The 25,457-nt window shown below is 36.3% G+C and carries 30 protein-coding genes and 1 riboswitch; of the genes, 12 read left to right on the plus strand and 18 right to left on the minus strand.

What is annotated here, in order from left to right; all coding sequences use genetic code 11:
- Positions 1-56: 56 nt before the first annotated feature.
- Positions 57-476 carry a MarR family winged helix-turn-helix transcriptional regulator gene (locus tag AC3WVA_RS01935; protein ID WP_001003309.1) on the minus strand — a complete coding sequence of 140 codons (420 nt, stop codon included), beginning with the start codon at positions 474-476 and terminating at the stop codon, positions 57-59.
- A 159-nt stretch (positions 477-635) separates the two neighbouring features.
- Between AC3WVA_RS01935 and AC3WVA_RS01940 the strand changes: the two genes are divergently transcribed.
- The gene (locus tag AC3WVA_RS01940; RefSeq protein ID WP_048530903.1) at positions 636-1,307 is read left to right on the plus strand and encodes an SIMPL domain-containing protein; all 672 of its coding nucleotides are present in this window, start codon (positions 636-638) and stop codon (positions 1,305-1,307) included.
- 134 nt (positions 1,308-1,441) lie between these two features.
- Positions 1,442-2,731: an NCS2 family permease gene (locus AC3WVA_RS01945; protein WP_048530905.1), complete on the plus strand. Its 1,290-nt coding sequence runs from the start codon at positions 1,442-1,444 to the stop codon at positions 2,729-2,731.
- A gap of 34 nt (positions 2,732-2,765) precedes the next feature.
- Here the strand turns inward: AC3WVA_RS01945 and corA are convergent, their stop codons facing one another.
- The 9 genes from corA to spoIIM all read right to left on the minus strand — a co-directional run bounded on the left by corA (position 2,766) and on the right by spoIIM (position 10,820).
- The gene (gene corA, locus AC3WVA_RS01950) at positions 2,766-3,728 is read right to left on the minus strand and encodes a magnesium/cobalt transporter CorA (protein ID WP_048531869.1); all 963 of its coding nucleotides are present in this window, start codon (positions 3,726-3,728) and stop codon (positions 2,766-2,768) included.
- A 62-nt stretch (positions 3,729-3,790) separates the two neighbouring features.
- On the minus strand, positions 3,791-5,095 hold the full coding sequence (locus AC3WVA_RS01955) for a pyrimidine-nucleoside phosphorylase (RefSeq protein ID WP_098344928.1): 1,305 nt from the start codon (positions 5,093-5,095) through the stop codon (positions 3,791-3,793).
- 7 nt (positions 5,096-5,102) lie between these two features.
- Positions 5,103-5,924 (minus strand): purine-nucleoside phosphorylase, encoded by an 822-nt coding sequence (locus tag AC3WVA_RS01960; protein WP_001078446.1) that lies wholly within the window; start codon positions 5,922-5,924, stop codon positions 5,103-5,105.
- 12 nt (positions 5,925-5,936) lie between these two features.
- Positions 5,937-7,121 carry a phosphopentomutase gene (deoB, locus tag AC3WVA_RS01965; RefSeq protein ID WP_098344927.1) on the minus strand — a complete coding sequence of 395 codons (1,185 nt, stop codon included), beginning with the start codon at positions 7,119-7,121 and terminating at the stop codon, positions 5,937-5,939.
- 400 nt (positions 7,122-7,521) lie between these two features.
- Entirely contained in the window at positions 7,522-8,265 is a 744-nt protein-coding gene (locus tag AC3WVA_RS01970; RefSeq protein WP_141539410.1) for a FixH family protein, read from the minus strand.
- Between the two features lie 144 nt (positions 8,266-8,409).
- The gene (gene xerD, locus AC3WVA_RS01975; RefSeq protein WP_048530913.1) at positions 8,410-9,300 is read right to left on the minus strand and encodes a site-specific tyrosine recombinase XerD; all 891 of its coding nucleotides are present in this window, start codon (positions 9,298-9,300) and stop codon (positions 8,410-8,412) included.
- Positions 9,301-9,306: 6 nt separating this feature from the next.
- A complete protein-coding gene (locus AC3WVA_RS01980) occupies positions 9,307-9,537 on the minus strand; it encodes a YqzK family protein (protein ID WP_001250432.1) in 231 nt (76 codons plus the stop codon).
- A gap of 103 nt (positions 9,538-9,640) precedes the next feature.
- A complete protein-coding gene (gene fur / locus AC3WVA_RS01985; protein WP_000392655.1) occupies positions 9,641-10,096 on the minus strand; it encodes a ferric iron uptake transcriptional regulator in 456 nt (151 codons plus the stop codon).
- A 106-nt stretch (positions 10,097-10,202) separates the two neighbouring features.
- Positions 10,203-10,820, minus strand: coding sequence for a stage II sporulation protein M (gene spoIIM, locus AC3WVA_RS01990; RefSeq protein ID WP_229200852.1), 618 nt, complete (start codon positions 10,818-10,820; stop codon positions 10,203-10,205).
- Positions 10,821-10,974: 154 nt separating this feature from the next.
- On the opposite strand from spoIIM, the gene AC3WVA_RS01995 reads away from it, so the two are divergent.
- Entirely contained in the window at positions 10,975-11,526 is a 552-nt protein-coding gene (locus AC3WVA_RS01995; protein WP_048530917.1) for a GNAT family N-acetyltransferase, read from the plus strand.
- A gap of 24 nt (positions 11,527-11,550) precedes the next feature.
- On the opposite strand, the gene AC3WVA_RS02000 is transcribed toward AC3WVA_RS01995, so the two are convergent.
- Positions 11,551-12,090 carry an NUDIX hydrolase gene (locus AC3WVA_RS02000; protein ID WP_048530920.1) on the minus strand — a complete coding sequence of 180 codons (540 nt, stop codon included), beginning with the start codon at positions 12,088-12,090 and terminating at the stop codon, positions 11,551-11,553.
- Between the two features lie 74 nt (positions 12,091-12,164).
- On the opposite strand from AC3WVA_RS02000, the gene mciZ reads away from it, so the two are divergent.
- Together mciZ and lolS are read left to right on the plus strand one after the other, a co-directional pair.
- Positions 12,165-12,293 carry a Z-ring formation inhibitor MciZ gene (gene mciZ / locus AC3WVA_RS02005; protein WP_000870298.1) on the plus strand — a complete coding sequence of 43 codons (129 nt, stop codon included), beginning with the start codon at positions 12,165-12,167 and terminating at the stop codon, positions 12,291-12,293.
- Between the two features lie 53 nt (positions 12,294-12,346).
- Complete coding sequence (gene lolS / locus AC3WVA_RS02010; protein WP_098519972.1) at positions 12,347-13,261, plus strand: aldo/keto reductase; 915 nt, start codon at positions 12,347-12,349, stop codon at positions 13,259-13,261.
- A 29-nt stretch (positions 13,262-13,290) separates the two neighbouring features.
- Here the strand turns inward: lolS and AC3WVA_RS02015 are convergent, their stop codons facing one another.
- The 3 genes from AC3WVA_RS02015 to AC3WVA_RS02025 form a co-directional block, all read right to left on the minus strand.
- A complete protein-coding gene (locus AC3WVA_RS02015) occupies positions 13,291-14,118 on the minus strand; it encodes an aldo/keto reductase (RefSeq protein WP_098344925.1) in 828 nt (275 codons plus the stop codon).
- A gap of 121 nt (positions 14,119-14,239) precedes the next feature.
- Positions 14,240-14,764, minus strand: a complete 525-nt coding sequence (locus AC3WVA_RS02020; RefSeq protein ID WP_492321762.1) for a GrpB family protein — start codon at positions 14,762-14,764, stop codon at positions 14,240-14,242.
- 68 nt (positions 14,765-14,832) lie between these two features.
- Entirely contained in the window at positions 14,833-15,096 is a 264-nt protein-coding gene (locus AC3WVA_RS02025; protein ID WP_048530931.1) for a YqkE family protein, read from the minus strand.
- 200 nt (positions 15,097-15,296) lie between these two features.
- Here AC3WVA_RS02025 and AC3WVA_RS02030 point away from each other — a divergent pair, with 200 nt between their 5' ends.
- Complete coding sequence (locus AC3WVA_RS02030) at positions 15,297-16,886, plus strand: bifunctional metallophosphatase/5'-nucleotidase (protein WP_098344923.1); 1,590 nt, start codon at positions 15,297-15,299, stop codon at positions 16,884-16,886.
- Between the two features lie 83 nt (positions 16,887-16,969).
- On the opposite strand, the gene AC3WVA_RS02035 is transcribed toward AC3WVA_RS02030, so the two are convergent.
- Complete coding sequence (locus AC3WVA_RS02035) at positions 16,970-17,422, minus strand: ribbon-helix-helix domain-containing protein (protein ID WP_048530935.1); 453 nt, start codon at positions 17,420-17,422, stop codon at positions 16,970-16,972.
- 121 nt (positions 17,423-17,543) lie between these two features.
- On the opposite strand from AC3WVA_RS02035, the gene AC3WVA_RS02040 reads away from it, so the two are divergent.
- Together AC3WVA_RS02040 and AC3WVA_RS02045 are read left to right on the plus strand one after the other, a co-directional pair.
- Positions 17,544-18,545 carry an alpha/beta fold hydrolase gene (locus AC3WVA_RS02040; RefSeq protein ID WP_048530936.1) on the plus strand — a complete coding sequence of 334 codons (1,002 nt, stop codon included), beginning with the start codon at positions 17,544-17,546 and terminating at the stop codon, positions 18,543-18,545.
- Between the two features lie 128 nt (positions 18,546-18,673).
- A complete protein-coding gene (locus AC3WVA_RS02045) occupies positions 18,674-19,993 on the plus strand; it encodes a Na+/H+ antiporter family protein (RefSeq protein WP_098344922.1) in 1,320 nt (439 codons plus the stop codon).
- 23 nt (positions 19,994-20,016) lie between these two features.
- Here the strand turns inward: AC3WVA_RS02045 and AC3WVA_RS02050 are convergent, their stop codons facing one another.
- On the minus strand, positions 20,017-20,880 hold the full coding sequence (locus AC3WVA_RS02050) for a LacI family DNA-binding transcriptional regulator (RefSeq protein WP_098344921.1): 864 nt from the start codon (positions 20,878-20,880) through the stop codon (positions 20,017-20,019).
- Between the two features lie 99 nt (positions 20,881-20,979).
- A complete protein-coding gene (locus tag AC3WVA_RS02055; protein ID WP_098344920.1) occupies positions 20,980-21,462 on the minus strand; it encodes a GNAT family N-acetyltransferase in 483 nt (160 codons plus the stop codon).
- Positions 21,463-21,543: 81 nt separating this feature from the next.
- On the opposite strand from AC3WVA_RS02055, the gene AC3WVA_RS02060 reads away from it, so the two are divergent.
- Positions 21,544-22,467 (plus strand): alpha/beta hydrolase, encoded by a 924-nt coding sequence (locus AC3WVA_RS02060; RefSeq protein ID WP_048530944.1) that lies wholly within the window; start codon positions 21,544-21,546, stop codon positions 22,465-22,467.
- Between the two features lie 10 nt (positions 22,468-22,477).
- Here AC3WVA_RS02060 and AC3WVA_RS02065 read toward each other — a convergent pair whose 3' ends face one another.
- Entirely contained in the window at positions 22,478-22,723 is a 246-nt protein-coding gene (locus tag AC3WVA_RS02065; protein ID WP_048530946.1) for a YqkC family protein, read from the minus strand.
- Positions 22,724-22,862: 139 nt separating this feature from the next.
- Here AC3WVA_RS02065 and AC3WVA_RS02070 point away from each other — a divergent pair, with 139 nt between their 5' ends.
- The 3 genes from AC3WVA_RS02070 to ribE all read left to right on the plus strand — a co-directional run bounded on the left by AC3WVA_RS02070 (position 22,863) and on the right by ribE (position 25,450).
- Entirely contained in the window at positions 22,863-23,069 is a 207-nt protein-coding gene (locus tag AC3WVA_RS02070; protein ID WP_001151582.1) for a CDGSH iron-sulfur domain-containing protein, read from the plus strand.
- 189 nt (positions 23,070-23,258) lie between these two features.
- A riboswitch (FMN riboswitch) is annotated at positions 23,259-23,402 on the plus strand.
- 309 nt (positions 23,403-23,711) lie between these two features.
- Complete coding sequence (ribD, locus tag AC3WVA_RS02075; protein WP_098344919.1) at positions 23,712-24,824, plus strand: bifunctional diaminohydroxyphosphoribosylaminopyrimidine deaminase/5-amino-6-(5-phosphoribosylamino)uracil reductase RibD; 1,113 nt, start codon at positions 23,712-23,714, stop codon at positions 24,822-24,824.
- Positions 24,806-25,450: a riboflavin synthase gene (gene ribE, locus AC3WVA_RS02080; RefSeq protein ID WP_492321763.1), complete on the plus strand. Its 645-nt coding sequence runs from the start codon at positions 24,806-24,808 to the stop codon at positions 25,448-25,450. Before ribD ends, ribE begins: the two co-directional genes overlap by 19 nt.
- Positions 25,451-25,457: the final 7 nt, after the last annotated feature.

The raw sequence follows: 25,457 nt of genomic DNA on the forward strand, positions 1-25,457 counted from the left end.
ATGTTTTTATTCAAAAGAAAAAGGATAGGAAAGCTTTCGCTTCCTATCCTCATTTATTATAATACGCGGCCAAATAGCTCTAATACCATTTCGATCTCTTGGTCGCTCCAACCTTTAAATCTCTCTTTATAATATTCTTTACGCACAGCTTCAAGTTTTTCAGTTACTTCTCTTCCGTGTTCTGTAATTTCTAAGTACACGATACGACGGTCTGAATTTGAACGCTTTCTTTCTACAAACCCTTTTCGTACGAGACGATCAGTAACGGCTGTAATATGACTGGAGGTTACGTTTACTTCACTCGCAATTTGCGAAGCCATCTGTGGACTTTTTAAAAATAAAGCGCGTAATACAGAAAATTCATTGTATGGCATATGTTCTGCAAAACGTGTATTAATATCATTTTGTAATAAACGTATCATCTTTCGAAATGATCCGGATAATTCTAAAATCAGTGTTTCTCTTTTTTCGTTCACTAGCCTCGTCCCTTTTTTATCATATTTACACATATTATAATCTATAAATACCTATGTTGTATATGCTTTCTTCCCTCAACATTCTCATTTATGTAACTTTTTTCATATAAATTTCTTTTTTGTTCACACATATACATATAAAAAGGATGGTGATGGAAAATGCAGGGTGGAATAAATCCTTATTTACACAACGTACGCACAGCTAATACTGGTAAAGAAGCGACTATTACTGTACAAGGTGAAGGTGTTGTCAAAGCAAAACCCAATGTTGTTATATTAACACTTGGCATTCGAACTGATAGTAAAAATGTGAAACAAGCGCAAGAAGAAAATGCAGTGCAATCAAAACAATTGCTGGATGCACTTAAACAGCTTGGTATTGCTGATAAAGATATAGAAACGATTTCTTATACGATCACTCCTCAATACGAGTATGTAAATGATAAAGCGTTACTACAAGGATACCGTGTGGAACATTTGTATGAAATTACCGTTTTAAATGTACAAAAAGCAGGGGAAGTATATGATATAGCCGTTTCAAATGGAGCAAACTTAGCAAAAGGTTTACGTTTTCGAATATCTCACCCAAATAAATATTATGAGCAAGCTCTCATTCAAGCTCTACAACAAGCGGTAGAAAAAGCTCGTGCTATTGCGGGTACATACAATTTAAACATTAATCCTGTTCCACTCTCATTCGTTGAAGAATCTGCTCAATTACCACGAGAAGTTGCGTCCTTTGCTACTTTACATGCACAAGCAGCTCCTCCCATTCAATCGGGAGAATTAGAAATCATTTCAACAATACGAGCGATTTTTACGTATTTATAAATAATCTTATTTATAAGTAAACGTTATCATTTTCCTTGTTGTAAAAACATGATGTTCTGATATAATAAAGGACGGTGAGCTCTTACGAAAGAGATATCACGGGTGGGAGAGGGATATGAAAAAGAAGGTTTAACATGAAAGGAATACTTGAAAGAACATTTAAATTAGGTTTACACGAAACATCACCAAAACAAGAAGTTTTAGCTGGAGTTACGTCATTTTTCACGATTGTATATATTATGATTGTAAATGCATCCATTTTATCCGATGCTGGCATTCCTCTTGAAGCTGGAATTTTAGCAACTGTTTTCAGTTCATTTGTCGGATGTCTGCTCATGGCATTTTGGGCAAATGCACCTGCTATTCTTGTACCTGGTATGGGTGTAAATGCATTCTTCACGTACACTGCTGTGCATACGCTCGGATTATCTTGGCAGGAAGCATTAGCAGCTGTCTTCATCTCTGGTATTATTTTTGCAATTGCTGCGTTTACACCAATCGCTCGCGTGCTTTCAGTATCGATTCCAAAGTCATTAAAGGAAGCTATTACTGTCGGCATCGGATTATTTTTAGCATTTATCGGATTGCAAAAAGGTGGTTTAGTCGTTTCGAATCCAAATACTGCTGTTGCAATGGGTAAATTAAGTAACCCTGTCGTTCTTGCGACCGTGCTTACTCTTATCGTTGCACTTGTATTATTTATTCGTAACGTACGTGGAAACTTTTTATGGACGATTGCAATAGGAACTGGTATTGCATGGCTATTTGGTCTTGTTGATACAAGTCAAATCGGAAATAGTTCATTCTCACTTGCTAATTACGGCGATGTGTTTGGAGCTATGTCATTTGGCAAACTTTCTTCCTTACCGTTTTGGATTGCAACATTCTCCTTAAGCATGGTGCTTATTTTTGAGAACATGGGACTTCTGCACGGTTTATTAGAAGATGACCGTAAATTCCCACGTGCTTACCAAGCCAATGCAATTTCAGCAATGACATGTGGTCTATTTGGCACAAGCCCTACCGTATCAACAGTAGAGAGTGCCGCAGGTATTACTGCAGGCGGAAAGACAGGTCTGACGTCTATCGTTACAGGGTTGTTATTCTTTGCATCACTGTTTGCACTACCGTTTGTCAAACTAATTCCTGATAGTGCCATTGCACCAATCTTAATTATTATTGGCGGCCTGATGATTACAAGCATTCAACAAATTCCTCTGAACGATTTTTCAGAAGGATTTCCAGCGTTCTTAATTATCGTCATGATCCCGCTCACATATAGTATCGCTGATGGCATTGCGTTCGGATTTATTGCTTATCCTATCTTAAAAGTTGCTCTTGGAAAGCGTAAAGAAGTCGCACCGTCCATGTATATCATTACATGCTTATTCTTGGCCATGTTCGTATTACATGCTATCGGTTAAGTAAAAACACCGAGGAATTTTCCTCGGTGTTTTTTTACTTAAACCATCCTTTTTTATAAAACCAAGCCATCATGCCGCCGCCAATTAGTGCCATAATAAGTAGACAAATAAAATAACTATATTGTCCACCAAGCTCTGGCATATGCGTAAAGTTCATTCCGTATACGCCCGCAATAAATGTTAATGGCATGAAAATAGTCGAGAATACAGTTAATGTTTTCATAATGTTATTCATATGATGTGAGTTTAATGAAAAATAGCTATCTCGAATATCTGCCGTTAATTCCCGGCTTGCTTCAATCATTTCTGTCAGTTTAAGCAAATGATCATGTATATCTTTAAAGTAAATTTCATGATCACTTATACCGTAAAAACGAGTCGAATTTAAAATACGATACAATAAATCACGCATCGGAATAATTGTACGCCTTAGCTTCGATAAATCTGCACGTATATCAAATACTTCTTCTAGTACACTTCCTGCTGTCTCACCCGTTAAATTATCATCAATTGCATTTAAATGATCCTCAATGTAATATACAGGCGCAAAATAGTCGTCTACAATTTGATCGATAATAGTATGTGCTACATGCAAAGGACTATTTTTAATACGCTTCTTTTCTCCAAGGGTTTTCCATACTCTTTCGATTGCATTGTTATGAGAAAAGTGGAAAGAAACAATATAACGATCACTAATAAATAAATCGATTTCATGCGGTTCTAATCCATCCTCACCAAATGCATGAAGAACTAAAAAGTTATATCCATCATAAAAATCAACTTTTGGCCTCTGTACATATTCTATACAGTCTTCAATTGCAAGGGGATGGAACTTAAAATGATCTTGCAAAATGTATGTATACTCTTCTTTCGTTGGCTTATATAAATCTAGCCAATACCATACAATATGGTCTTTCTTTGTTTCTTCTAACGAAACATCATATAATACTTCATCTGCTTTTGTTATTGCACAAATTCTAATCATAATTTCACCCATTATTATTATAAACAAAAAATAGCAAAAAAAGCCAAGGAGAAATACTCCCTGGCCCTTCTTTATTATTCAGTAACGATGCCGTGCACTAATATCGGTGCATCTACATGTTCTTTAGAGATCTTCATGTTCTCATAAATTTTTGCTTTTACATCTTCCACATTTTCACGGTTTGCGTAGATTGTAACAAGGGATTCACCTTTTTTCACGCTGTCCCCTACTTTTTTGCGAAGCATTAAGCCAACTGCTAAATCAATCTCAGATTCCTTCGTCGCACGTCCTGCTCCTAAAAGCATTGCTGCTGTTCCAATTTCATCTGCAACGATTTCTGATACATAACCGTCTTCCTTTGCTTCTACTTCAATTTTAAACTGTGCTTGTGGTAATTTAGAAGGATCATCAACAACTGATGCATCGCCGCCTTGCGCTGATAAGAACGTTTTAAATGATTCTAGCGCTTTACCGTTGTTCATTACTTCAATTAATTTCTCACGTGCATCTTCTAAAGATGAAGCTTGTCCAGCAAGGTATACCATTTGACTTCCAAGTGTTAAACATAACTCTTCTAAATCTTTTGGTCCTTTACCTTGTAATGTATCAATTGCTTCTTGTACCTCAAGTGCATTACCAATCGCCTCACCAAGTGGTTGACTCATATCAGAAATAACAGCCATCGTATTACGGCCAACGTTATTACCAATGCGCACCATTGCTTCCGCTAAACGTTTTGCATCTTCATCTGTTTTCATAAATGCACCTGCTCCCGTTTTCACATCAAGAACAATTGCATCTGCACCAGCAGCAATTTTTTTACTCATAATGGAGCTTGCAATAAGCGGAATTGAGTTTACTGTTGCTGTTACATCACGAAGTGCATACAATTTTTTATCCGCAGGCGTTAAGTTTCCACTTTGACCAATAACTGCGATTTTGTTTTCATTCACAAGACGCATAAATTCAGCATTTTCAATTTCAACATGGAATCCTGGAACTGCTTCTAATTTATCGATTGTACCACCAGTATGTCCTAGACCACGTCCAGACATTTTTGCAACCGGTACACCTAAAGCGGCTACTAATGGACCTAATACAAGTGTTGTTGTATCACCAACGCCACCTGTTGAGTGCTTATCTACTTTTACTCCTTCAATAGCTGATAAGTCGATTGTATCACCGCTATTTACCATTGCCATCGTTAAATCAGCACGTTCTTGATCGTTCATATCTTGGAAGAAAATTGCCATTGCAAGTGAACTTACTTGATAATCAGGAATATCACCATTCGTATATCCTTCAACAATAAAGTTAATTTCTTCTGTCGTTAATGCATGTCCGTCACGTTTTTTTGCAATTAGGTCCACCATTCTCATTGTGAGGTCACCCCTTCATTTGTTTTACGATTGCTTTTACTAATGCTAAGAAATTAGCTTTAACACGTTCTGTCGTTTCGATTACTTCATCGTGGTGAAGCGGTTGATCTAAAATACCAGCTGCCATATTTGAAATACAAGAAATACCAAGTACTTTCATACCAGCATGACGCGCTACAATTACTTCAGGTACTGTTGACATACCAACTGCATCTCCGCCAAGTGTACGAAGCATACGAATTTCAGCAGGTGTTTCGTATACAGGACCTGTCATTCCAACGTATACACCTTCTTGTACTTTAATATTTAGGTCCGCTGCAACTTGTTTTGCCATTTCGCGAAGCTCTACTGTATATGATGTAGACATATCAGGGAAACGTACACCCATTTCAGAATCATTTGGTCCGATTAATGGGTTTGTCCCCATGAAGTTAATGTGATCTGAAATTAACATAAGATCGCCTGGTTCGAATGATGTATTCACACCACCAGCTGCATTTGTTACAACAACTGTTTCTACACCTAGTTCCTTCATAACACGAACTGGGAATGTTACTTTTTGCATGTCGTATCCTTCATAGAAGTGGAAACGTCCTTGCATTGCTACTACTGTTACACCCTGAAGTGTACCGAATACTAGTTGACCTGCATGACCTTCTACAGTTGATACTGGGAATTCAGGGATTTCACTGTAAGGTACTGTTACTGCGTTCTCGATTTCATCCGCTAATACACCTAGTCCAGATCCAAGGATTAGTCCTACTTGTGGTGTCTCTTGAAATTTCTCTTTTAAGTATGAAGCTGATTTTGTAATAAGTTCACGATTCATTTGTTTATCCCCCTATTTTTTTAGCTCGTTTAAGAAGCTTGTTCCGTATTCTGGCATTTTCACACCGAAGTTCTCTGCTACAGTTGCACCAATATCAGCAAATGTTTGACGAAGTGGTAACTCTTGTCCGCCTTCTTTCATGCTTGGGCTATATGCTAATAAAGGTACATATTCACGTGTATGGTCAGTACCGTGGTGAACTGGATCGTTACCGTGGTCTGCTGTAATTAATAATAAATCATCTTCTTTTAGTTTTTCGAATACTTCTGGAAGACGTGCATCATATTCCTGCAATGCTTCTCCGTATCCTTGTGGATCACGGCGGTGACCGAATAGTGCATCAAAGTCAACTAAGTTTAAGAAGCTAAGACCTGTAAAGTTCATATTTAATGTATCTACAAGCTTATCCATTCCATCCATGTTCGACTTCGTACGAAGCGATTCAGTTACCCCTTCACCATCATAGATGTCAGAGATTTTACCGATAGCAATCACATCATAATCACTATCTTTTAATTCATTCATTACTGTACGGCCGAATGGTTTTAATGCATAGTCATGACGGTTCGGTGTACGAGTAAAGTTTCCAGGCTCACCAACGAATGGACGAGCGATAACACGGCCTACCATGTACTTCTCGTCTAACGTTAATTCACGTGCAATTTTACAAATTTTATATAACTCATCAAGCGGCACTACTTCTTCGTGTGCTGCGATTTGCAGAACGCTATCAGCAGAAGTGTAAACGATTAAAGAACCTGTTTCCATTTGTTCTTGACCAAGTTCATCAAGAATCTCAGTTCCAGAAGCTGGTTTATTACCGATAATTTTACGGCCTGTTTTTTCTTCTAATTCATCAAGTAACTCTTTCGGGAATCCTTCAGGGAACACTTGGAATGGTGTATCAATGTAAAGACCCATGATTTCCCAGTGACCTGTCATTGTATCTTTACCAGTAGATTTCTCTTGCATTTTTGTATAATATCCAAGTGGTTTTTCTACTTTAGAGATACCTTTCATTTCACGAATGTTACCAAGACCTAATTTCACCATGTTAGGCATTTGTAACCCATTCATATGTTCAGCAATGTGACCAATTGTGTCAGATCCTAAATCACCAAATTGTTCAGCATCTGGTGCTTCACCGATTCCAACAGAATCCATTACGACTAGGAATATACGTTTATATTTATTCATAACTGCGACCTCCTATAAGTTCAGTTCTACTTCTTGTAGTATGTTCAAAACGCTATAAAGTGAAACTGTTCTCCATAAGAATTATCTTTCGTTCTCATTATCAAACAGTACTTCTTTAAATGATTTTCTAACCTATTTCGTTTACTTTAAAACGACTCAAAAACATTTCTAGTTTTTTCTAAGTCAGATGTCAGACATCTGATACTGATATCATAACATGTTTACGCTTTCTTTTTAATACATTTTCGTAGAATTTCTCATTTTCTTCACACTTCTATTGTAATCCATTATGCAAAGAAGTGCTAATGATTTTATAATTTATTTCTTTATATAAAGTGAAATTTTAATCTCGCCGCAAAGAATGAGATAAAAATAAAAAGTAGCTCTAATGAGCTACTTTTTATTTTACTTCTACTGTTTCTTCTTTATGTTCATGTAGTTCGCCTTTTTTAACATGAACTTTCACTTTGTAAGAACCGTTTTCTTTGAAAGTATGTTTCGTTTCATACTCTCCTTTATTTCCTTCTTTCGCTGGAATAAATTCGTGTTTTTCAACACCATCTTTCCAAATTTCAAGTTGGACTTCAGCACCAGTTAATGCTTCTTCTTTTTGTTTTAAGTGAACTTTCATTGTTGATTCAGCATTTGCTTTTATGTCACCAGCCATAAGGTGGATCATTGTATCGCTTTTATGATCGCCATGTCCTGCACCGTGATCACTATTTTCTTTTTTCGCATCTTCTATTTTCGCATTCCCTACAGCCACTTTTACTTCTGGCATAACATGCATTTCACGTGCATTTGTGTGAGCGATAATATGGTATACTCCGTCCGTCTCGAACGTTTTCTCGACAGCATAAACACCTTTTCCTTTATGCTTACCATCTAACATTTCATGCTTTTCGTCGCCAGCTTTCCAAATTTCAAACTTTACATCATCAGCATCCGTTACCTTTTCTTTTCCTTGTGTAACAAGTGCTTGTACTTCTGTTTTTTCACCAGGTTTAATTTCCTTCGGATTTGTTTGAACTGCTACTTTTACAGCTTCTAGTTTCTGTTCTTTTTTCGGTTCTTCTTTGTTTGTATTACAGCCAGCCAATGCTAGCATCGCGATAAATAAAGTCATAATAAGTTTTTTCATCATCATTTCCTCCTTCATACCTTATTTAGTATAGAGGAAATACATTGTAATATTCTAGTCTTCTGCTGAAAACAATGTACGAAATGTTTGTGAAGTTTCTGTGAAATACCATCGCCTTTTGAATCTATGAAAAAAAGAGCATAGTATCTATGCTCTCGGATGAAACTGTTTATATACATCTTTTAATCTAGTTTTTGAAACATGCGTATAAATTTGTGTCGTTGAAATATCTGCATGTCCAAGCATTTCTTGCACAGCGCGCAAGTCTGCTCCATTTTCTAATAAATGCGTAGCGAAAGAATGGCGCAACGTATGAGGTGTAAGCTCTTTTTCAATATTTGCTTCTTTCGCTAATCGTTTTAAAATTTTCCAAAAACCTTGTCTTGATAATCGATTCCCATGATGGTTTAAAAAGAGTGCATCTACTACTTTTTTACCCATCAGTTCTCTTCTTGCCTTTTCAATATACTTTTGAATCGCTTCCGTCGCTAAACTTCCTAGTGGAATAATTCTTTCTTTATTCCCTTTCCCTATGCAACGAACGAATCCCATTGTTAAATGTACATCTTCTAAATTTAAGGCAATTAATTCCGAAACACGAAGCCCTGTTGCATACAGTAACTCTAACATCGCTTTATCACGAACCCCAAAAGCACTCGTCATTTTTGGTGTCTGAAGTAACGCTTCTACTTCATCAACTGATAATACTTTCGGTAATTTCCGTTCCCCTTGAGGCGTCTCAATATGTACGGATGGATCGTGCTCTACCGCTCGTTCACGAAGTAAAAATTGATGGAACGAACGAATCGATGCAATATGACGTGCTAATGTTTTCGAAGATTTTCCGTTTTCTTTTAAGTGCTGCAGAAAATTAACAATGTGTAAGCGTGTCACTTCATGAAAGCTTTTCGCTTGTTCTACATTTTGCAAATACTTTACATAACTTTTCAAATCACGTTCATATGATACTACTGTATTTTTCGCTAGCCCTTTTTCGACAACCATATAATGAATAAAATCTTTTAATTGATCTTCCAATCTACACTACTCCCCATTTTCATAGAAAAACATCATTCTATTTACGAAAGCATCCTTTGCCGGCTCTTCATTCCCTGATACTTTTTCTACAGTCTCTTCTTTTGGCTTTTCATAACGATGATAGCTTTCATATTCTTCATTTATCCATAGTATAGCGAAATAAAACAAAATCGTACAACTTGTAAATAATAAAAATACTTTTATCCCATCAAAAGTTAATTTTAAAGCTCGGCGCATTGTAAATTCCTCCAAAATATAAGTTATTACAACATATGCCAAGCTTTCACCAATTTATACCTTATTCAAATAAAAAACCTCTTCCTAGTTAAATAGGAAAAGGTTATTTTTCATCCGTTTCATTTTCTTGACAATTTTTACAAATCCCATGGAATGTTAAACGATGATCCTTCACCTTAAAGCTCCAGTCATGTTCTACTTTCCTTTCCACTTCACCAAGTAAATCTTCTTGTATTTCTTGTACAGCACCACATTGTGTACAAATCAAATGATGGTGGAAACGCTGCGCACCTTCTTGGCGTAAGTCATAGCGTGAAACACCGTCTCCGAAGTTAATCTTATCGACAACTTTTAACTCAGATAATAGTTCTAAAGTTCGATAGACGGTTGCTAATCCGATCTCTGGCGACTTTTCTTTTACAAGGAGGTAAACATCTTCTGCGCTTAAATGATCTTCTTCATTTTCTAGCAGCACACGAACTGTTGCTTCACGTTGCGGTGTTAACTTGTAGCTCGCTGCATGTAATTGCTTCTTAATTCGTTCAATTCTTTCTTCCATTCGGTACTACTCCCTCCTCGCCACTCTTACACCATTATATCAGAAGAAGGGCTTCTGTCAAAAGAAAAACAATAAAAACAAATTGATAATTATTCTCATAAAGTATTTATTGTTTATTAATAGCCTCAACGACTTCTTTCATTAAAACTGGTGATGCATAAGCTTCTACACTAGAAGCAAGAGCTAGCACCGCTCCAATGATAAGAAAGAAGCATGTATAACGAATTAATAATGGTAATAGCGGCTCGGTTATTTTCCTTATAAATTGGTGCCTGATCATACGTAAAGAAAAGCTTGCTGCAATTGTTGTCATAACGAGAAATACTGGAATAATAATGAGATTTTGCGGCAATACAGAAACAAATGCTAATAATAATCCATTCCATCCATGCTGACTTACTAAAAAACCAACTGTAAATCCAACGACTACTCCTTTTACAAACAATAAAATAAAAATAAGTGGTAATCCAATAATTGAAATCCCCAAAATCCAAATAAATCCAATGTATTTTAATTGCGAAAAGTAACTTTCTCGAAACATTTCGCTTGCAATAGCAAATTCTCCTTTAGAAACTTGTCCAAAAAAGCGTTGTAAATAAAATGATAAATCTTGTTTTTGATTTAATTGTAGACTATTTACCAGTATGGCCCCAAATATGACTCCCATCAATAATAAAACAGCATTAAATATATATAATGAAGAGTTTTCCTGTATGTGAGACATTACACGGTCTTGCCAAGTTTTTCTCCACATTTTCCTTCCCTCCGTTCACACTCTTACTAAAAATGTATGAAAGAAAGACAAAAGTATGACGAATTAACATTGAAATTCCGCTCTACTTTGCTAAACTAAAAGTAGAGAATAGGAGGGATTTCTCTTGAAACCATTATTATTAGATTTTCCAACATTATTTCAAACTGAACGCTTACAAGTTCGTAAGCCATTTCCAGGTGATGGTGCAGAAGTGTATGAAGCAATCCAAGCTTCTCTAGAAGACTTAGTACCGTGGATGCCAATTAACGCTGAAACAGAAGAAAGTGCTGAAGAAATCGTTCGTAACGCTCACGGACAGTTTTTACTTCGTGAAACACTTGATTTTCACTTATACGATAAAGTATCGGGTACATTCATCGGAGCTATAACGCTCAAACCTGAAAACTGGGATATTCCAAAGTTTTCGCTTCACTTCTGGCTGCATAGCGCTTATACGAAACAAGGCTATATGACTGAAGCGATTAAAGGTGCTATTCAATTTGCCTTTGATAAGCTAAGTGCTAGAAGAGTTGAAATTCGTGTTGATGCAACAAATACAAATGCATGTAACCTAGCAGAACGTTTAGAATTCATTCTAGAAGGTACAATGGAAAATGATTTCATAGCACCAGATGGTAGCTTACGTGATGCACGCGTATACGCAAAAATCAATTAAAAAACACTCGCCTTTGGCGAGTGTTTATTTTTGTAGTTGTAAATATTGTACTGCAAACATCGTCTTCGCATCATGAATACGAAGATCTTTCATAAGAGTAATCGCTTCTTCTAACGATACTTCCATCAATTCCACAAACTCATCTTCATCTAACGCAGCTTTATTTTCTTTCTTCGTCAAACCTGTCGCTTTATATACATATAAAATTTCATCTGCAAATCCTGGAGATGTATAGAAAGAAGTAATAAGCTCCATATTTTCACATACATATCCCGTTTCCTCTTCTAATTCACGAACTGCTGTCACCTCAGGTTTTTCACCAGGTTCTAACTTGCCGGCCGGAATTTCTATGATCGCCTTTTCAAGCGCTTTACGATACTGCTCAACAAGCACGATTTTCCCCTCATCAGTAATAGCAATAATAGCAACTGCACCAGGGTGATTTACAATTTCACGTTTACTCATTGCTCCATTTGGTAATACTACATCATCAACACGAACTTTTATAACTCTACCATCAAAAATCGGTTCAGTTTTTACTGTTCTCTCTGCAAGATTACTCATACTACTTCATCTCCCTGTTCTATTTCCTATTCTTTCCTCATACATTTTACCACATTGAAAGGAGCGTGATAGAAATGAAAGTTTATATTTTACCAAATCGCGTCACTTTAGTCGGAAAAGCATGGCAAATTCGACATAAGCTAAAACAATATGGCAAAGAGTATACAACTGTACAAGAGTGGATTACAGCTAGTAAAAAGTAAAAGTTTGTCAACCTCTTTTCCCTTTCGTACAATAAGAGTAAGGAGGTTGACTTATGAAAAAACGTCAATTAGGAAACTCAGATTTATTTGTGACAGAAATGGGACTTGGCTGTATGTCTCTCGGTACATCTGAAGCAGAAGCTATGCGTATTATCGATGAAGCAATCGATTTAGGAATCAATTTTTTTGATACAGCGGATTTATATGATTATGGATTAAACGAAGAATTTGTTGGAAAAGCATTAAAAGGGAAACGAGATCAAATTGTTCTTACAACGAAGGTTGGAAATCGATGGACAGAAGAAAAAAACGGCTGGTCTTGGGATCCTTCTAAAAATTACATAAAAGCTGAAGTGAAAGAAAGTTTACGTAGACTTCAAACCGATTATATTGATTTATATCAACTTCATGGCGGGACGATTGAAGATCCTATAGATGAAACAATTGAAGCCTTTGAAGAATTAAAAAAAGAAGGTATCATTCGTCATTACGGTATTTCTTCTATACGTCCAAATGTCATCCGTGAGTATGCAAAACGTTCAAATATCGTTAGTGTACTTATGGAATATAGCCTTTTAAATCGTCGCCCCGAAGAATGGTTCCCACTTCTAAACGAACATCAAATTAGCGTCATTGCTCGTGGACCACTTGCAAAAGGAATTTTAACTGACAATAATGCAAGAAAGATAGAAAGGGTAAAAGAAAAGGATTACCTTTCTTATTCTTACGATGAATTATATGCGACACTCTCGGGTGTAAAAGAAATAACAAAAGAAAACTCCTTAACTGGAACAGCTATTCAATATTGCTTACATAGCGAAACTGTTGCAGCTGTTATACCTGGTGCAAGCTCTATTGAGCAATTGCAAGAAAATGTACAGGCTAGTACACAAGTAGATCTAACAACAGCAGAATATATACTTCTTCAGCAAATTGCTAAATGTGATACCTACACTTTACATCGTTAAAAAGACGCTACCATATTGGTAGCGTCTTTTTATAGCGTATCATATTTATCAGGATTCGTTCCTACATGTAAATTACGATTTAACGTATTAATTTGAGTCATCTCTTCTTCCATTAGTGAAAAATCAAAGATAGTAAAATTCTCCTTAATACGAGATGGTGTAACAGATTTAGGAATCGTTACTACCCCGCTTTGAATATCCCATCTTAATATAACTTGCGCAGGTGTTTTATCATATTTAGTAGCAATGGCCTGAATAATCGGGTGCTCGAATACTTCTCCGCCTCTCATTAATGGGCTCCATGCCTCCATTTGAATTTGCTCACCTTGGCAGAAATCACGCAATTCAAATTGCGCTAACATCGGATGAAGTTCCACTTGGTTTACCATCGGCTTCACCTTACAATTTGGTAATAACAGTTCTAAGTGATGTTTATGAAAATTAGAAACACCAATTGCACGCACTTTACCTTCTTCATACAGTTTTTCTAACGCTCGGTACGTATCGACATACTTCCCTCTTATTGGCCAATGTATTAAATATAAATCTACATAGTCCATTTGTAATTTCTTTAAGCTTTTTTCAAACGCAGCAAGTGTTTCCTCGTATCCTTGATCGTCGTTCCAAACTTTCGTTGTAATAAATATGTCTTTTCTTGGAATCCCTGATTCACGAACCGCCTCTCCGACACCGCTTTCATTTTCATATACAGTTGCTGTATCAATCGAACGGTATCCAACTTCTAACGCTGTTTTTACTGCTTGTTTTACTTCGTCGCCTTCTTTCGCTTTATAAACGCCTAGACCGATCATCGGCATTTTTACGCCATTATGAAGTGTAGTTGTTGGAATGTGCACAGTCGTCTCCCTTTCATTCTTACATTTTTTATAAGCCACCACTTTATTTGAACAAGATTCAAAGAAAAAGTCAAAACATATGTACAGTTTACATAATAATTTTATACACTAAAACGTGAACTCAATTATTCGCATTTCCTTCTCTCCATTCTTTCGCTTTTTCATCAACATTACGTACAAACTCAGTTTTTCCTTCCGAATATAACGTACCATCATATGTATACTTTTCAGCTAATTCTTTCTTTAAGGTTGCATATGCCTCAGCTTCTTCACAATGAGCCATCATATAATCACGAAATGCTAAATGCCTTACTATTTCAGGATTTCCTCTTTCAAAAACGTGTAAGTTATACGAGCGTTTTTCCTCAGTTCCATGAATAAAATAACGACGTCTTGAAATACCGTTTTCCCCTTTTGCGATATAGCCAAGCTCTATAAAACGTTCATTCCAGCTATCTACTCTATCGATACTCTCTACTTCCATAATCATATCTATAATTGGTTTCGCTGCCAGTCCTGGCACTGACGTACTTCCAATATGATGGACTTTCACATTTTCTGGCATCGCCGCTTTTAATCTCTCGGCCTCCATTTGAAATTTTTCGTTCCAATGATTTTCATGCGGAACAACTACAATTTTTCTCATGTAAACTCCCCTTTCCTTACAAGCTCGTCAAAAAAATGATCAGTGCTATTCACTGATCATTTTTTGTATTATTTAAAGTCTTTCCAAGTAAGGCTACTTTCACTTAACAGTTCTTCAAATGATTTATTCTTTTCACGTTCTTTTTGTTCTCTGCGCTTTCTTTCCAGTTCAGCTGCCTCTTTTTCTTCTTCTCTCACTTGCAATTCTTTCTTCTTATTCTTTAATTGCTGCATGAGTGAATCATTTAATTGATCACCTAGTGTAAGCGACTCTTTCTCTTGTTTATTCACTTGCGATTGTCTTTGCATTTGTCTTTGTTTCTTTTTCTTCATACTACTCACCTTTTACTTTTTTCTCCATTATAGTAGATACACAATGAACTCGACAATAAAAAAGGTTCTTTACTCTATTATTCACCTTTTGTAAATATGTTAATTTTTCGAAAAAACTAAATTTTTATATAGATATAATCCTATGAATCTATTAAAATTATGTCGTATGATGTCAGATTATAAAAAAGGAGAAATCAATTATGTGGAAAAAAATTATTCCTGCTGTTGCCGTTTTAAGCACCATTACTTTTTCAACCGTATTTGCCGCTCCCCCATCCCAGACTCCAGCTGAACAAAACCGCTACATAGACGTACAAATGCTTGGTATTAATGATTTCCATGGACAACTAGATACTGTTAAAAAAATTAATAACAAAGAAGCTGGTGGCGCTGATTACTTAGCTACTTATTTAAAAGAACGTAAACAGCAAAACCCGAATACACTTCTCGTACATGCTGGCGATATTGTCGGAGCTAGTCCACCAGTTTCAGCGTTATTACAAGACGAACCAACGATTGAATTTTTAAATGACTTAAAATTTGATGTTGGTACAATCGGAAACCACGAATTTGATGAAGGTATCGATGAAATGAAACGTCTCATTTACGGTGGATATCATGAGAAAACAGGTAATTTCAAGGGCGCAAATTTCCCTTATGTCGCTGCAAACTTCTATAACAAATCAACTGGCCGCTTATTTTTACCACCATTTACTGTAAAAATGGTAAATGGTGTTCCTGTAGGATTCATTGGCGTAGTTACAACTGATACACCAAATGTCGTGATGCCTACTATGCTTAAAAATGTACAGATCACTGATGAAGTAGAAGCAATTAATAAATCAACGCAACAATTAAAGCGTCTCGGTGTTAAATCCATCGTCGTCCTTGCCCATGTCGGCGGAACAACTGATGAATCTGGCGTGACAAATGGCGACCTTACTCGAATTGCAAACGAAACAGATCCGGAAGTTGATGTTATTTTCGGTGGACATAGTCACACGTATGTAAATGGTACTGTAAATAATAAACTAATCGTCCAAGCGAACTCTTACGGAACAGCTTTCTCAGACGTAGATGTAACAATTGATCGTAAAACAAAAGATATTGTAAAGAAAAAGGCTGAAGTCATTACAACATATCATGAAGGTGTGGAACCTGATAAACAAGTAAAACAAAAAATAGATCAATATAAAGAAAAAATCGCACCACTTGTAAATGAAGTGGTAGGTAAATCCACAGCATCTATTGACCGTAAACAAAATGATGCTGGTGAATCTACTCTTGGGAATGTAATTGCTGATGCACAGCGTCAAACGATGCAAGCTCAAATCGCACTTATGAACCCTGGTGGCATTCGAAATGACTTAGATGCTGGCGATATTACATGGGGCGAATTATACGGCATTCAACCTTTCGGAAACCAATTAATTAAAGTAGATTTAACAGGCCAAGATATTCGAGACATTTTAAACCAACAGTGGCAAAAAGGTACAACGCGCATGCTTCAAATTTCAGGTATTCAATATGCGTGGGATGCCAATAAGCCAAACGGTGAAAAAGTTACAAATATACGTTTAACAAACGGAGAAGAATTATCTCCATCTAAGACGTATAGCGTAGTTGCAAATGCTTTCTTAGCTTCTGGCGGTGATGGATTCGTATCATTTAAAAATGGTAAAAATGCAGAAACTGGTCCAAACGACTTTGAAGCGCTAGTCGATTACGTAAAACAATTAAAAGAACCAATTCAGCCCGTTATTGATGGAAGAATTCAAAAGGTTAATTAGGTAGTTCCCTAATATGCGATCCAGCTTTTTATTATAAAGGATACTCGTTCTTACAATGAACATAGTATCCTTTTCTTTAGTTATTAAAAATCATATTGTTGTAAAAATTGTTGTAGCGCCTCTTCTACAAGTTTAGATTTTTGAATTCCTTTCGATTCTGATAAAACGTCTAGTTTTGCTAATATTTCTTTATTAATAGAAAAGGTACGTTTCTTTTTCTCTGTACTTATACTCCTAATGGGCGCAATTACTTCTTCTCTCTTTCTTAATAACTCATAAATACTTTGTAATTGCTCATAAATTAATAATTGATAATCTATTGTCGCATATTGAAGGGCTGTCGCTTCTTGGAGTTGTAAGTGACGTGGTTCTTCTCCATCCCCTACAAATATACGTTTCTTCTGTTCTCCATCATATTCGTACCCAATCACTCTTAGTTTCTTCGATAATGTATACGGGCTTATTTCAAGACGTTTTGCTATAATAGCGATGGATTCACGTCTATTTAAACAATCTATAATTTCTCCAATCGTCACAATTTCCCTCCTCCCGTGTTGAAATGACACTAGTATGGTATGTTACAATGATTTTCTAACAGTATATGCAAAACGAATAGCCTGTGCGATTCATACGATTTCAGAAAAGGAGGTTTTCAATATGCTTTTTCGTAGCTATACCCCACAGTTTTATAATGAAAATAAACAAATCATTCCTAATAGTATTGCTACGATGGAAAGCGTTCTAATTAATGATCGAAAACAAACTCTCCTTATGCGCGGGCAAAACGTAGAGCAGCCTATTTTATTATGCTGTCATGGCGGACCGGGAATGGCACAAATTGGATTTATTCGGCATTTTCAGAAAGAATTGGAGAAACACTTCATCGTAATTAATTGGGATCAGCGTGGGGCAGGTAAATCCTTTTCAATGAAAGATTTCGGAGCAAATTTTACAATCGAACAATTCGTGTCCGATGCAAAAGAAGTGATTCAATATGTACTTAAAAAGTTCAATAAACAGAAACTATTTCTCGCCGGTCATTCTTGGGGAAGCATTATTGGGCTTAACATAGCACATCAATATCCACAGTATATCGAGGCTTACATCGGTATTGGACAGATTGTACATATGAAACAAAACGAAGAATTGCTATATCAGCATTTAATTCGTTCTGCCAAAAAACATGATCATAAAAAAGCATTAGCTTCTCTTTTAAAATTAGGAAAACCACCATTTTTAGATACGAGACGTCTCATTATTCAAAGAAAGTGGCTTGGTACATTCGGAGGAGCAATCCAAAATGGATCTTCCTTTTCTTTCATACGAAAAGGCTTCTTTTCCCCCGAATATACGCTATTAGATTGGTTCAAGTTTCTCGCAGGAAATTTAAAATCTGGCGTTTTATGGGAAGAAATGCTAACAATCGATTTCTTTTCTTCTATTTCAAGTTTATCTATCCCGGTTTATTTTTGTTCTGGTCGCTATGATTATCAAACTCCTTATGCACTCGTTCAGGAATATTGTGATGTGATAGAAGCGCCCATAAAAAAGATGATTTGGTTCCCAAATTCAGCACATTCTCCCGATTTAGAAGAGCCCGAATTATTCGCTCAATCTATACAATCCATTAAACAAGAGCTAACTTTTCAACATTATTAATAAAAGGCTCTTTTACATTTCATAGAAAACAATTTATAATAATATGTCGCAACTATGTATAAATATAGCAAGGCGCTTCATATTTACTTGCTTTAACACAATCAAATTTTGGGGAGATTACATTTATTATGAATGCTGTACTCGTCGCAGTAGCAGTTATGCTATTGCTTAGTTTGTTACGTGTCCAGGTCATTGTCGCCATCATTGTTGGAGCTTTAACAGGCGGAATTATCGGCGGACTCGGTATTTCAGAAACTATTAACACTTTTACAACTGGTCTTGGAAACAGTGCTCCAATCGCTTTAAGTTATGCAATGCTTGGCGGTTTCGCTATTTCCCTTTCCAAAACAGGACTTCCAGATGCCATGATTCAAACCGCATTAAAATGGATTGGCAATGAACAAGACACGAAAAAACAAGTTTATTCTAAAATACTTATTCTATTCATCATTTTAACGATGGCTTGTTTCTCACAAAATGTGATTCCTGTTCATATCGCTTTCATCCCCATCTTAATTCCAGCACTTTTAAAAGTATTAAATGAGCTGAAAGTGGATCGTAGACTTGTTACATGTATTATTACATTCGGATTGATTACTCCTTATATGTGGATTCCAGCAGGATTCGGAAAGATTTATCATGACGTATTGCAAACAAATGCTGCGCAAAGCGGTCTTACATTTGATGTCGCACTTATTCCAAAAGCAATGACTATTCCAGCAATCGGTATGATTTTCGGCTTATGTGTAGCGGTGTTCATTACGTACCGGAAACCTCGTACGTATGAAACAGAACAAATTCATACTACAGCAAATGAAATCGTTCCCTATACAAAACGCAGCATTACTTTCGGATTATTATCTATCATCGCTACATTAACTGTTCAATTAGCAACAGAATCCATGATTTTCGGTGCTTTAGCGGGGATTATCGTCTTATCAGTAAGTGGTAGTCTACCTCTTAAAGAAGCAGATGCGATATTAACTAGTGGAATGCGCATGATGTCCTTTATCGGTTTTGTTATGATCGCAGCCGCTGGATTTGGCGCTGTCCTTCGAAAAACAGGACATGTTGAATCTCTTGTACAAACGAGTGCACATATAATTGGAAATAATAAGCCGCTCGCTGCATTCCTTATGCTTGTGATTGGACTTCTCGTTACGATGGGAATTGGTTCATCCTTTTCAACCATCCCTATTTTAACAACAATTTTTGTCCCTCTTTGCATGCAGCTTGGATTTAGTCCAATGGCCACCATTGCAATTATCGGTACAGCCGGAGCGCTAGGCGATGCAGGATCTCCAGCATCAGATAGTACACTTGGACCAACATCTGGTTTAAATGCTGATGGTCAACACCATCATATATGGGATACTTGTGTACCAACTTTTCTGCATTATAATATACCGTTACTTATATTCGGCTTTATTGCCGCTATTACATTATAAAAGGTGCGTTTTATACGCACCTTTTACTTTTTTATTTTCCGTTTTAATTGTTGCAACGCTATTTTCCCATTTTCTTCGACACAACTTTCAATTTGCAGGAATGACGGACCTCCCCACTCACTATCTATACTCCCGTTCAGCCCAATAATTTTCAATTTATCCGGTATAGATATATTTAAATTCTTCGCTGCTCGACTTAACTCAAAAGTAATCTTATCACTTGAAGTTACAATTCCATCTATATACGGATAAGTTTGCAATAATGTAATAAACTGTTTATTCGTATACCCTTGTACACATACTTCTCGGTAAGAGACTCCTTCCTCCCAAACAGCGTCTAGAAATCCTGATACGTGCTCTTCCATTTCTTCACTATCTTCTCCCTCACCGAAATAAGCAAGAAAGTGACAGCCTTTTTCCTTTAATAAAGAAACCGCTCTTTGTCCACTTTCATAATAATTTGCATCGGATTTTTTTTCATCAATTACAACAAAGGGAATTGGCATTTCTCCTATACTTTTAAAAACGGATCTTGTCAAAATAACACCTGCAACGTTATTTACCTTCAACATATGTATGTATCTATCTTTATTCTCTATATTACAAACAATGGTTTGATATCCTTCTTTATATGCTATTTCCTCAATACAATGTAGCAAAGTGATGGTTGATGGTTCATATAAATTATCTACAAGTAATGCAATTATCGTTGAATTCTCTTTAAATAATGGCTTTGCTGTACTATTTGGCCTATAACGTAATTCCTCAATTGCTTCCTTTACTTGTTTTACTGTGTCTTCATGAACGTATCCTTTTTCATTCATAACTCGTGAAACGGTTGCGACTGAAACACCTGCCAATTTTGCAACATCACGTATAGTTGCCACATCGTCACCCCTTAATATGGTAATAGATTACAATTTTACGGTAACCTAAATTACAATATTCGTCAAGGTTAATAACTTATATTTCTGAAAATTGTTACATCATTTCACTAAACTATATTCCAATTGAATTTCATGTAAAATCGGGATATTATCATACCCAATACGCGGAATTTCTTTCTTTATTTTTCGGGCCTCTTCCACAGCATTCACATATAAATTTGTCATCAAAAAATTACGTTTTTGGTAAAAACGTAACGCATTCATATTATCATTCGTTGTAATGAGCCAAACCTGCTCGTACCGCTCTTCTTCTGCCATTTTTAATACACAATCTACAAGTTTTGTCCCTATTCCTTTTCTTTCTTCAAAGCTATCTAACGATACAATTTCGCACGTATTTCCGGTCACTTCATACGTTATAATTCCAATTATGCTGTCATCTGAGAGCGCAACAAATCCTGGTAACTCTTCTAATTGATGCCCCTTCCCACGTGAAACCATCAATGAACTCCCCCAGTTCTCACACATGAACATTCGGATTGTTTCTTTCATCGATGGCGTAATTTTTTGTATATAAACCATTTCCTCTTTCTCCCCTTTTCTATCATTGTGATACAATGTAAGTGTATCACATGTAACGGTATTTGGAGGATGAGGTAAAGTATGAAACGTTTTTTTGCAGCATTGTTTACTATACTAGGTGCAATAACTGCCCTTGGGATTTTCTTTACAAATAAAGTGATGTACTTAAAGAAAAAAACAGAGGAAGAAGTACTCGAAAGAGAAACGAAAAAACATTTTCGTATAGAAGATTTTGATGCTCTTCAGAAAGAAGAAATTCATATTCCTTCGCAATTCGGATATGATCTTCATGGATATTACATTCCGGCTGGCCATTCCAACAAATTTATGGTTTTCTGTCACGGTGTAACTGTAAATAAAATGAACTCTGTAAAATATGCAAACTTATTTTTAAACAGAGGATATAATGTCGTTATTTACGATCATCGTCGCCATGGTAAAACTGGCGGAAAAACAACAAGCTATGGGTACTATGAAAAACATGATTTAAAATCCGTAGTTGACTGGCTAAAAAGTCGCTTTGGAACAAATATAACACTCGGTATTCATGGTGAATCGATGGGAGCTGCAACACTGCTTCAATACGCAGGACTTGTAGAAGATGGTGCTGATTTCTATATTGCTGATTGTCCTTTTTCTGATTTCTACGGGCAATTACAACACCGTTTAAAAGTTGAATTCCATTTACCTAAATGGCCTTTATTACCTTTAGCAAATGCTTTTTTGAAAGTGCGTGACGGTTATACGATTCGTGAAGTTTCACCAATCGATTGTATAAAAAACATTAATAATCCCGTCCTCTTTATTCATAGTAAAGATGATGATTATATTTTAGCTGATATGACGAAAGCACTATATGAAGCAAAAGAAAACAATAAACAACTTTATATTGCAGAACACGGCGCACACGCTTGCTCTTATAACGAAAATAAAGAAGAATATGAAGCAGCCGTTGATCAATTTTTAAACTCATATGTAAAAGAAACAAAAAACAGGCTTGCATAAGCCTGTTTTTTTATTGCGCTAAAACGTCTGTAACTTGTTCCATATTTTCAGAAATCCATTGCATTGCTTCATCGAGTGTTGGAAATTCTGTCGTTTGAAATGTTACCTCATCTTGAAGTAACCAAACATCCTTTGACTCTTGTCCTACACCTGCAATGGACCAGTGTAACAAACTATATGGATGATTATCATTCAAAAATGATGCCCACGTGCGCTCATTTGCAATATTTCGTAATGTACGTAATTGTTTATCCATCTTTCGTCACCTTACTCTAGTCAGTTATAAAAAACATTATAACACTCTCTTCTCTCCCAAAGAAAGTGTTCATTTGATATTGTCAAGTACTTCTCTTGATTATATGATGAAATTAAGCGTTTGGGAAGGAGGGATAGCGTTGGCTAAAGTACAAATTAAAGTAAATGATAATGGCTCTTTTCGCGTTACAGGGGACGTGGAATTAGTTGATTCACAAGGGAATGTATTCCCAGCAAAACCAGCATTTTCTTTATGCCGTTGTGGTTTATCAAAAAACATGCCTTATTGCGATGCTTCGCATAAAGGAAAATTCGAGTCTGTCGTTAGAGCACCAGAAGCAGAATAATTTCACATGTGACATGCACATTTTTTGTGCATGTTTTTTCTTTTTTACAACTCCGTTACATCCCTTCTCCTTACAACATTTCTCATACTTTTGTCTCCATGCCAGGCCACCTATATTTTCACACAATTCTTCACATTCGAATATTTTTTACTAGCCTTTTTTCTTTTTTGTGCTATAATTTGAGCAAACAACATCCTTCGGGGTCGGGTGAAATTCCCAACCGGCGGTGATGAAGTGCAAACTTCTAAGTCCGTGACCCGTTTTCAACTCGAAAACGGTGGATCTAGTGAAACTCTAGGGCCGACAGTATAGTCTGGATGGGAGAAGGATATGTTTTCTAGTAATTTTATATAGCGAATACACTTTTATTTCAGTATGCATATTTTTATAGATTCAATTCAAATCTATATATATGTTTTATTTTGTATACTTTTCTTTCTATACTGAAATAAAAAGAGACGACTAGCGCTTGAAAAATTTGATATTTTGCTAGGTTTTTTCCTTATGCCCAAATATCAATCATCGTTAGGTTTCTTTCCTATACTTTCGTATTCGAACTATATTTCTAGAAATCACGTCTCCCAAACCTCAAGGATATTAAATCCTTGAGGTTTTTTGATTTTTTCAGGAGAGGTGAAGAGAATGACAGATCAAGAATATATGAGGATTGCCCTGCAGTTAGCAGAAGGAACTTCCGGACAAACAAGTCCAAATCCTATGGTTGGTGCTGTTGTTGTAAAAGACGGAAACATCGTCGGTATGGGTGCTCATTTACGTGCTGGTGAAGAACACGCAGAAGTTTATGCTCTTCATATGGCTGGTGAAAAAGCAAAAGGAGCTACCGTTTATGTAACACTTGAACCGTGTAGCCATTTTGGAAAAACACCACCTTGCTGTGAATCGCTCATCAAAAAAGGAGTCAAACGGGTTGTAATTGCTACTCTTGATTGCAATCCTCTCGTTTCTGGTAATGGAAAAAGAAAATTAGAGGAAGCTGGCATCGAAGTAACGACCGGTGTTCTGGAAGCAGAAGCAGTTTTATTAAATCGCTACTTTTTTCACTACATGAAAACGAAACGTCCATTTGTAACAATAAAAACAGCGATGAGCTTAGACGGAAAAACAGCAACTGTTACTGGTGAAAGTAAGTGGATTACAGGTGAAGAAGCTCGAGCTGATGTTCACCAATACCGCCATATACATGATGCAATTCTCGTTGGAGTGAATACAGTTATAGCTGATAATCCGCATTTAACAACAAGAATTCCTAACGGGGGTAAACATCCTATACGCGTTATTTTAGATACTCATTTACGAACGCCACCATCTTCTCATGTCATAACAGATGGTTTAGCACCGACATGGATTTTTGTCGGTAAGGATGTAAATAAAGAGAAAATAGCTTCTTATGAATCTGAAAATATAGTGATATCCCAAATGAAAACGAAGCAAATTGAAATTGAGGACCTCCTTTTCTTACTTGGGGAGAAGCAAATTCTTTCTCTATTCGTTGAAGGAGGACAATCGATTCATGCAAGCTTCCTACAAACAAAGTATTTCAATGAAATTGTAACTTATATAAGTCCCAAATTAATTGGCGGGAAAGATGCCCCTACTTTATTTGGCGGAAATGGTTTCACAGCATTACAAGATGCACTTTCCTTGAAAATTCAAGAGATGAAACAAATTGGCGATGATATAAAAATTGTTGCGAATGCCCGAAGTGAGGTGACGAAATGTTTACAGGAATTGTAGAAGAATTAGGAACGATTGCAAACATGCAACAAAGCGGAGAAGCAATGAAGTTAACGATCCACGCAAATAAAATTTTATCCGATGTTCACTTAGGTGATAGTATCTCGGTTAACGGTATTTGCTTAACTGTAACGAGTTTCACAACAACTTCATTCACGGTGGATGCAATGCCTGAAACGATGCAGTCTACGTCACTTCGCATGCTTAAACCGCACTGTAAAGTAAATTTAGAACGTGCAATGGCTGCAAACGGACGATTCGGTGGACATTTCGTTTCAGGACATATCGATGGCACCGGAACGATAGTATGTAAAAAACAACACTATAATGCCGTCTATTACAAAATAGCTATTGCTGATGAATTATTGCACTATTGTTTGCATAAAGGATCCGTTGCTGTTGATGGAACGAGTTTAACAATATTTGATATAGACGAATCTTCCATTACAATCTCACTCATCCCGCACACAGTAAGTGAATCTGTTATCGGAGAAAAAAATGCTGGTGACATCGTAAATATTGAGTGTGACATGATTGGTAAATATATCGAACGCTTTATTTCTAAACCTGTAAAACGAACAGGTTCAATGAGCGAAAGCTTTTTACAAGAAAACGGATTTTTATAAGGGGGAA

The organism is Bacillus sp. EB106-04-02-XG92, from assembly GCF_058791995.1.

Excerpts from the sequence above, each read along its gene's own strand:
- corA (WP_048531869.1), bottom strand. The coding sequence starts at position 3,728 with ATGGGTGAAATTATGATTAGAATTTGTGCAATAACAAAAGCAGATGAA.
- lolS (WP_098519972.1), top strand. The coding sequence starts at position 12,347 with ATGAAAAAACGTCAATTAGGAAACTCAGATTTATTTGTGACAGAAATG.
- deoB (WP_098344927.1), bottom strand. The coding sequence starts at position 7,121 with ATGAATAAATATAAACGTATATTCCTAGTCGTAATGGATTCTGTTGGA.
- AC3WVA_RS01980 (WP_001250432.1), bottom strand. The coding sequence starts at position 9,537 with ATGCGCCGAGCTTTAAAATTAACTTTTGATGGGATAAAAGTATTTTTA.
- AC3WVA_RS02000 (WP_048530920.1), bottom strand. The coding sequence starts at position 12,090 with ATGAGTAATCTTGCAGAGAGAACAGTAAAAACTGAACCGATTTTTGAT.
- ribD (WP_098344919.1), top strand. The coding sequence starts at position 23,712 with ATGACAGATCAAGAATATATGAGGATTGCCCTGCAGTTAGCAGAAGGA.
- AC3WVA_RS01970 (WP_141539410.1), bottom strand. The coding sequence starts at position 8,265 with ATGATGAAAAAACTTATTATGACTTTATTTATCGCGATGCTAGCATTG.
- AC3WVA_RS02045 (WP_098344922.1), top strand. The coding sequence starts at position 18,674 with ATGAATGCTGTACTCGTCGCAGTAGCAGTTATGCTATTGCTTAGTTTG.
- AC3WVA_RS02040 (WP_048530936.1), top strand. The coding sequence starts at position 17,544 with ATGCTTTTTCGTAGCTATACCCCACAGTTTTATAATGAAAATAAACAA.
- AC3WVA_RS01960 (WP_001078446.1), bottom strand. The coding sequence starts at position 5,924 with ATGAATCGTGAACTTATTACAAAATCAGCTTCATACTTAAAAGAGAAA.
- ribE (WP_492321763.1), top strand. The coding sequence starts at position 24,806 with ATGTTTACAGGAATTGTAGAAGAATTAGGAACGATTGCAAACATGCAA.
- AC3WVA_RS02055 (WP_098344920.1), bottom strand. The coding sequence starts at position 21,462 with ATGGTTTATATACAAAAAATTACGCCATCGATGAAAGAAACAATCCGA.
- spoIIM (WP_229200852.1), bottom strand. The coding sequence starts at position 10,820 with ATGTCTCACATACAGGAAAACTCTTCATTATATATATTTAATGCTGTT.
- mciZ (WP_000870298.1), top strand. The coding sequence starts at position 12,165 with ATGAAAGTTTATATTTTACCAAATCGCGTCACTTTAGTCGGAAAAGCA.
- AC3WVA_RS02020 (WP_492321762.1), bottom strand. The coding sequence starts at position 14,764 with ATGAGAAAAATTGTAGTTGTTCCGCATGAAAATCATTGGAACGAAAAA.
- AC3WVA_RS02060 (WP_048530944.1), top strand. The coding sequence starts at position 21,544 with ATGAAACGTTTTTTTGCAGCATTGTTTACTATACTAGGTGCAATAACT.
- AC3WVA_RS01940 (WP_048530903.1), top strand. The coding sequence starts at position 636 with ATGCAGGGTGGAATAAATCCTTATTTACACAACGTACGCACAGCTAAT.
- AC3WVA_RS01955 (WP_098344928.1), bottom strand. The coding sequence starts at position 5,095 with ATGAGAATGGTGGACCTAATTGCAAAAAAACGTGACGGACATGCATTA.
- fur (WP_000392655.1), bottom strand. The coding sequence starts at position 10,096 with ATGGAAGAAAGAATTGAACGAATTAAGAAGCAATTACATGCAGCGAGC.
- AC3WVA_RS02025 (WP_048530931.1), bottom strand. The coding sequence starts at position 15,096 with ATGAAGAAAAAGAAACAAAGACAAATGCAAAGACAATCGCAAGTGAAT.
- AC3WVA_RS02030 (WP_098344923.1), top strand. The coding sequence starts at position 15,297 with ATGTGGAAAAAAATTATTCCTGCTGTTGCCGTTTTAAGCACCATTACT.
- AC3WVA_RS01945 (WP_048530905.1), top strand. The coding sequence starts at position 1,442 with ATGAAAGGAATACTTGAAAGAACATTTAAATTAGGTTTACACGAAACA.
- AC3WVA_RS02065 (WP_048530946.1), bottom strand. The coding sequence starts at position 22,723 with ATGGATAAACAATTACGTACATTACGAAATATTGCAAATGAGCGCACG.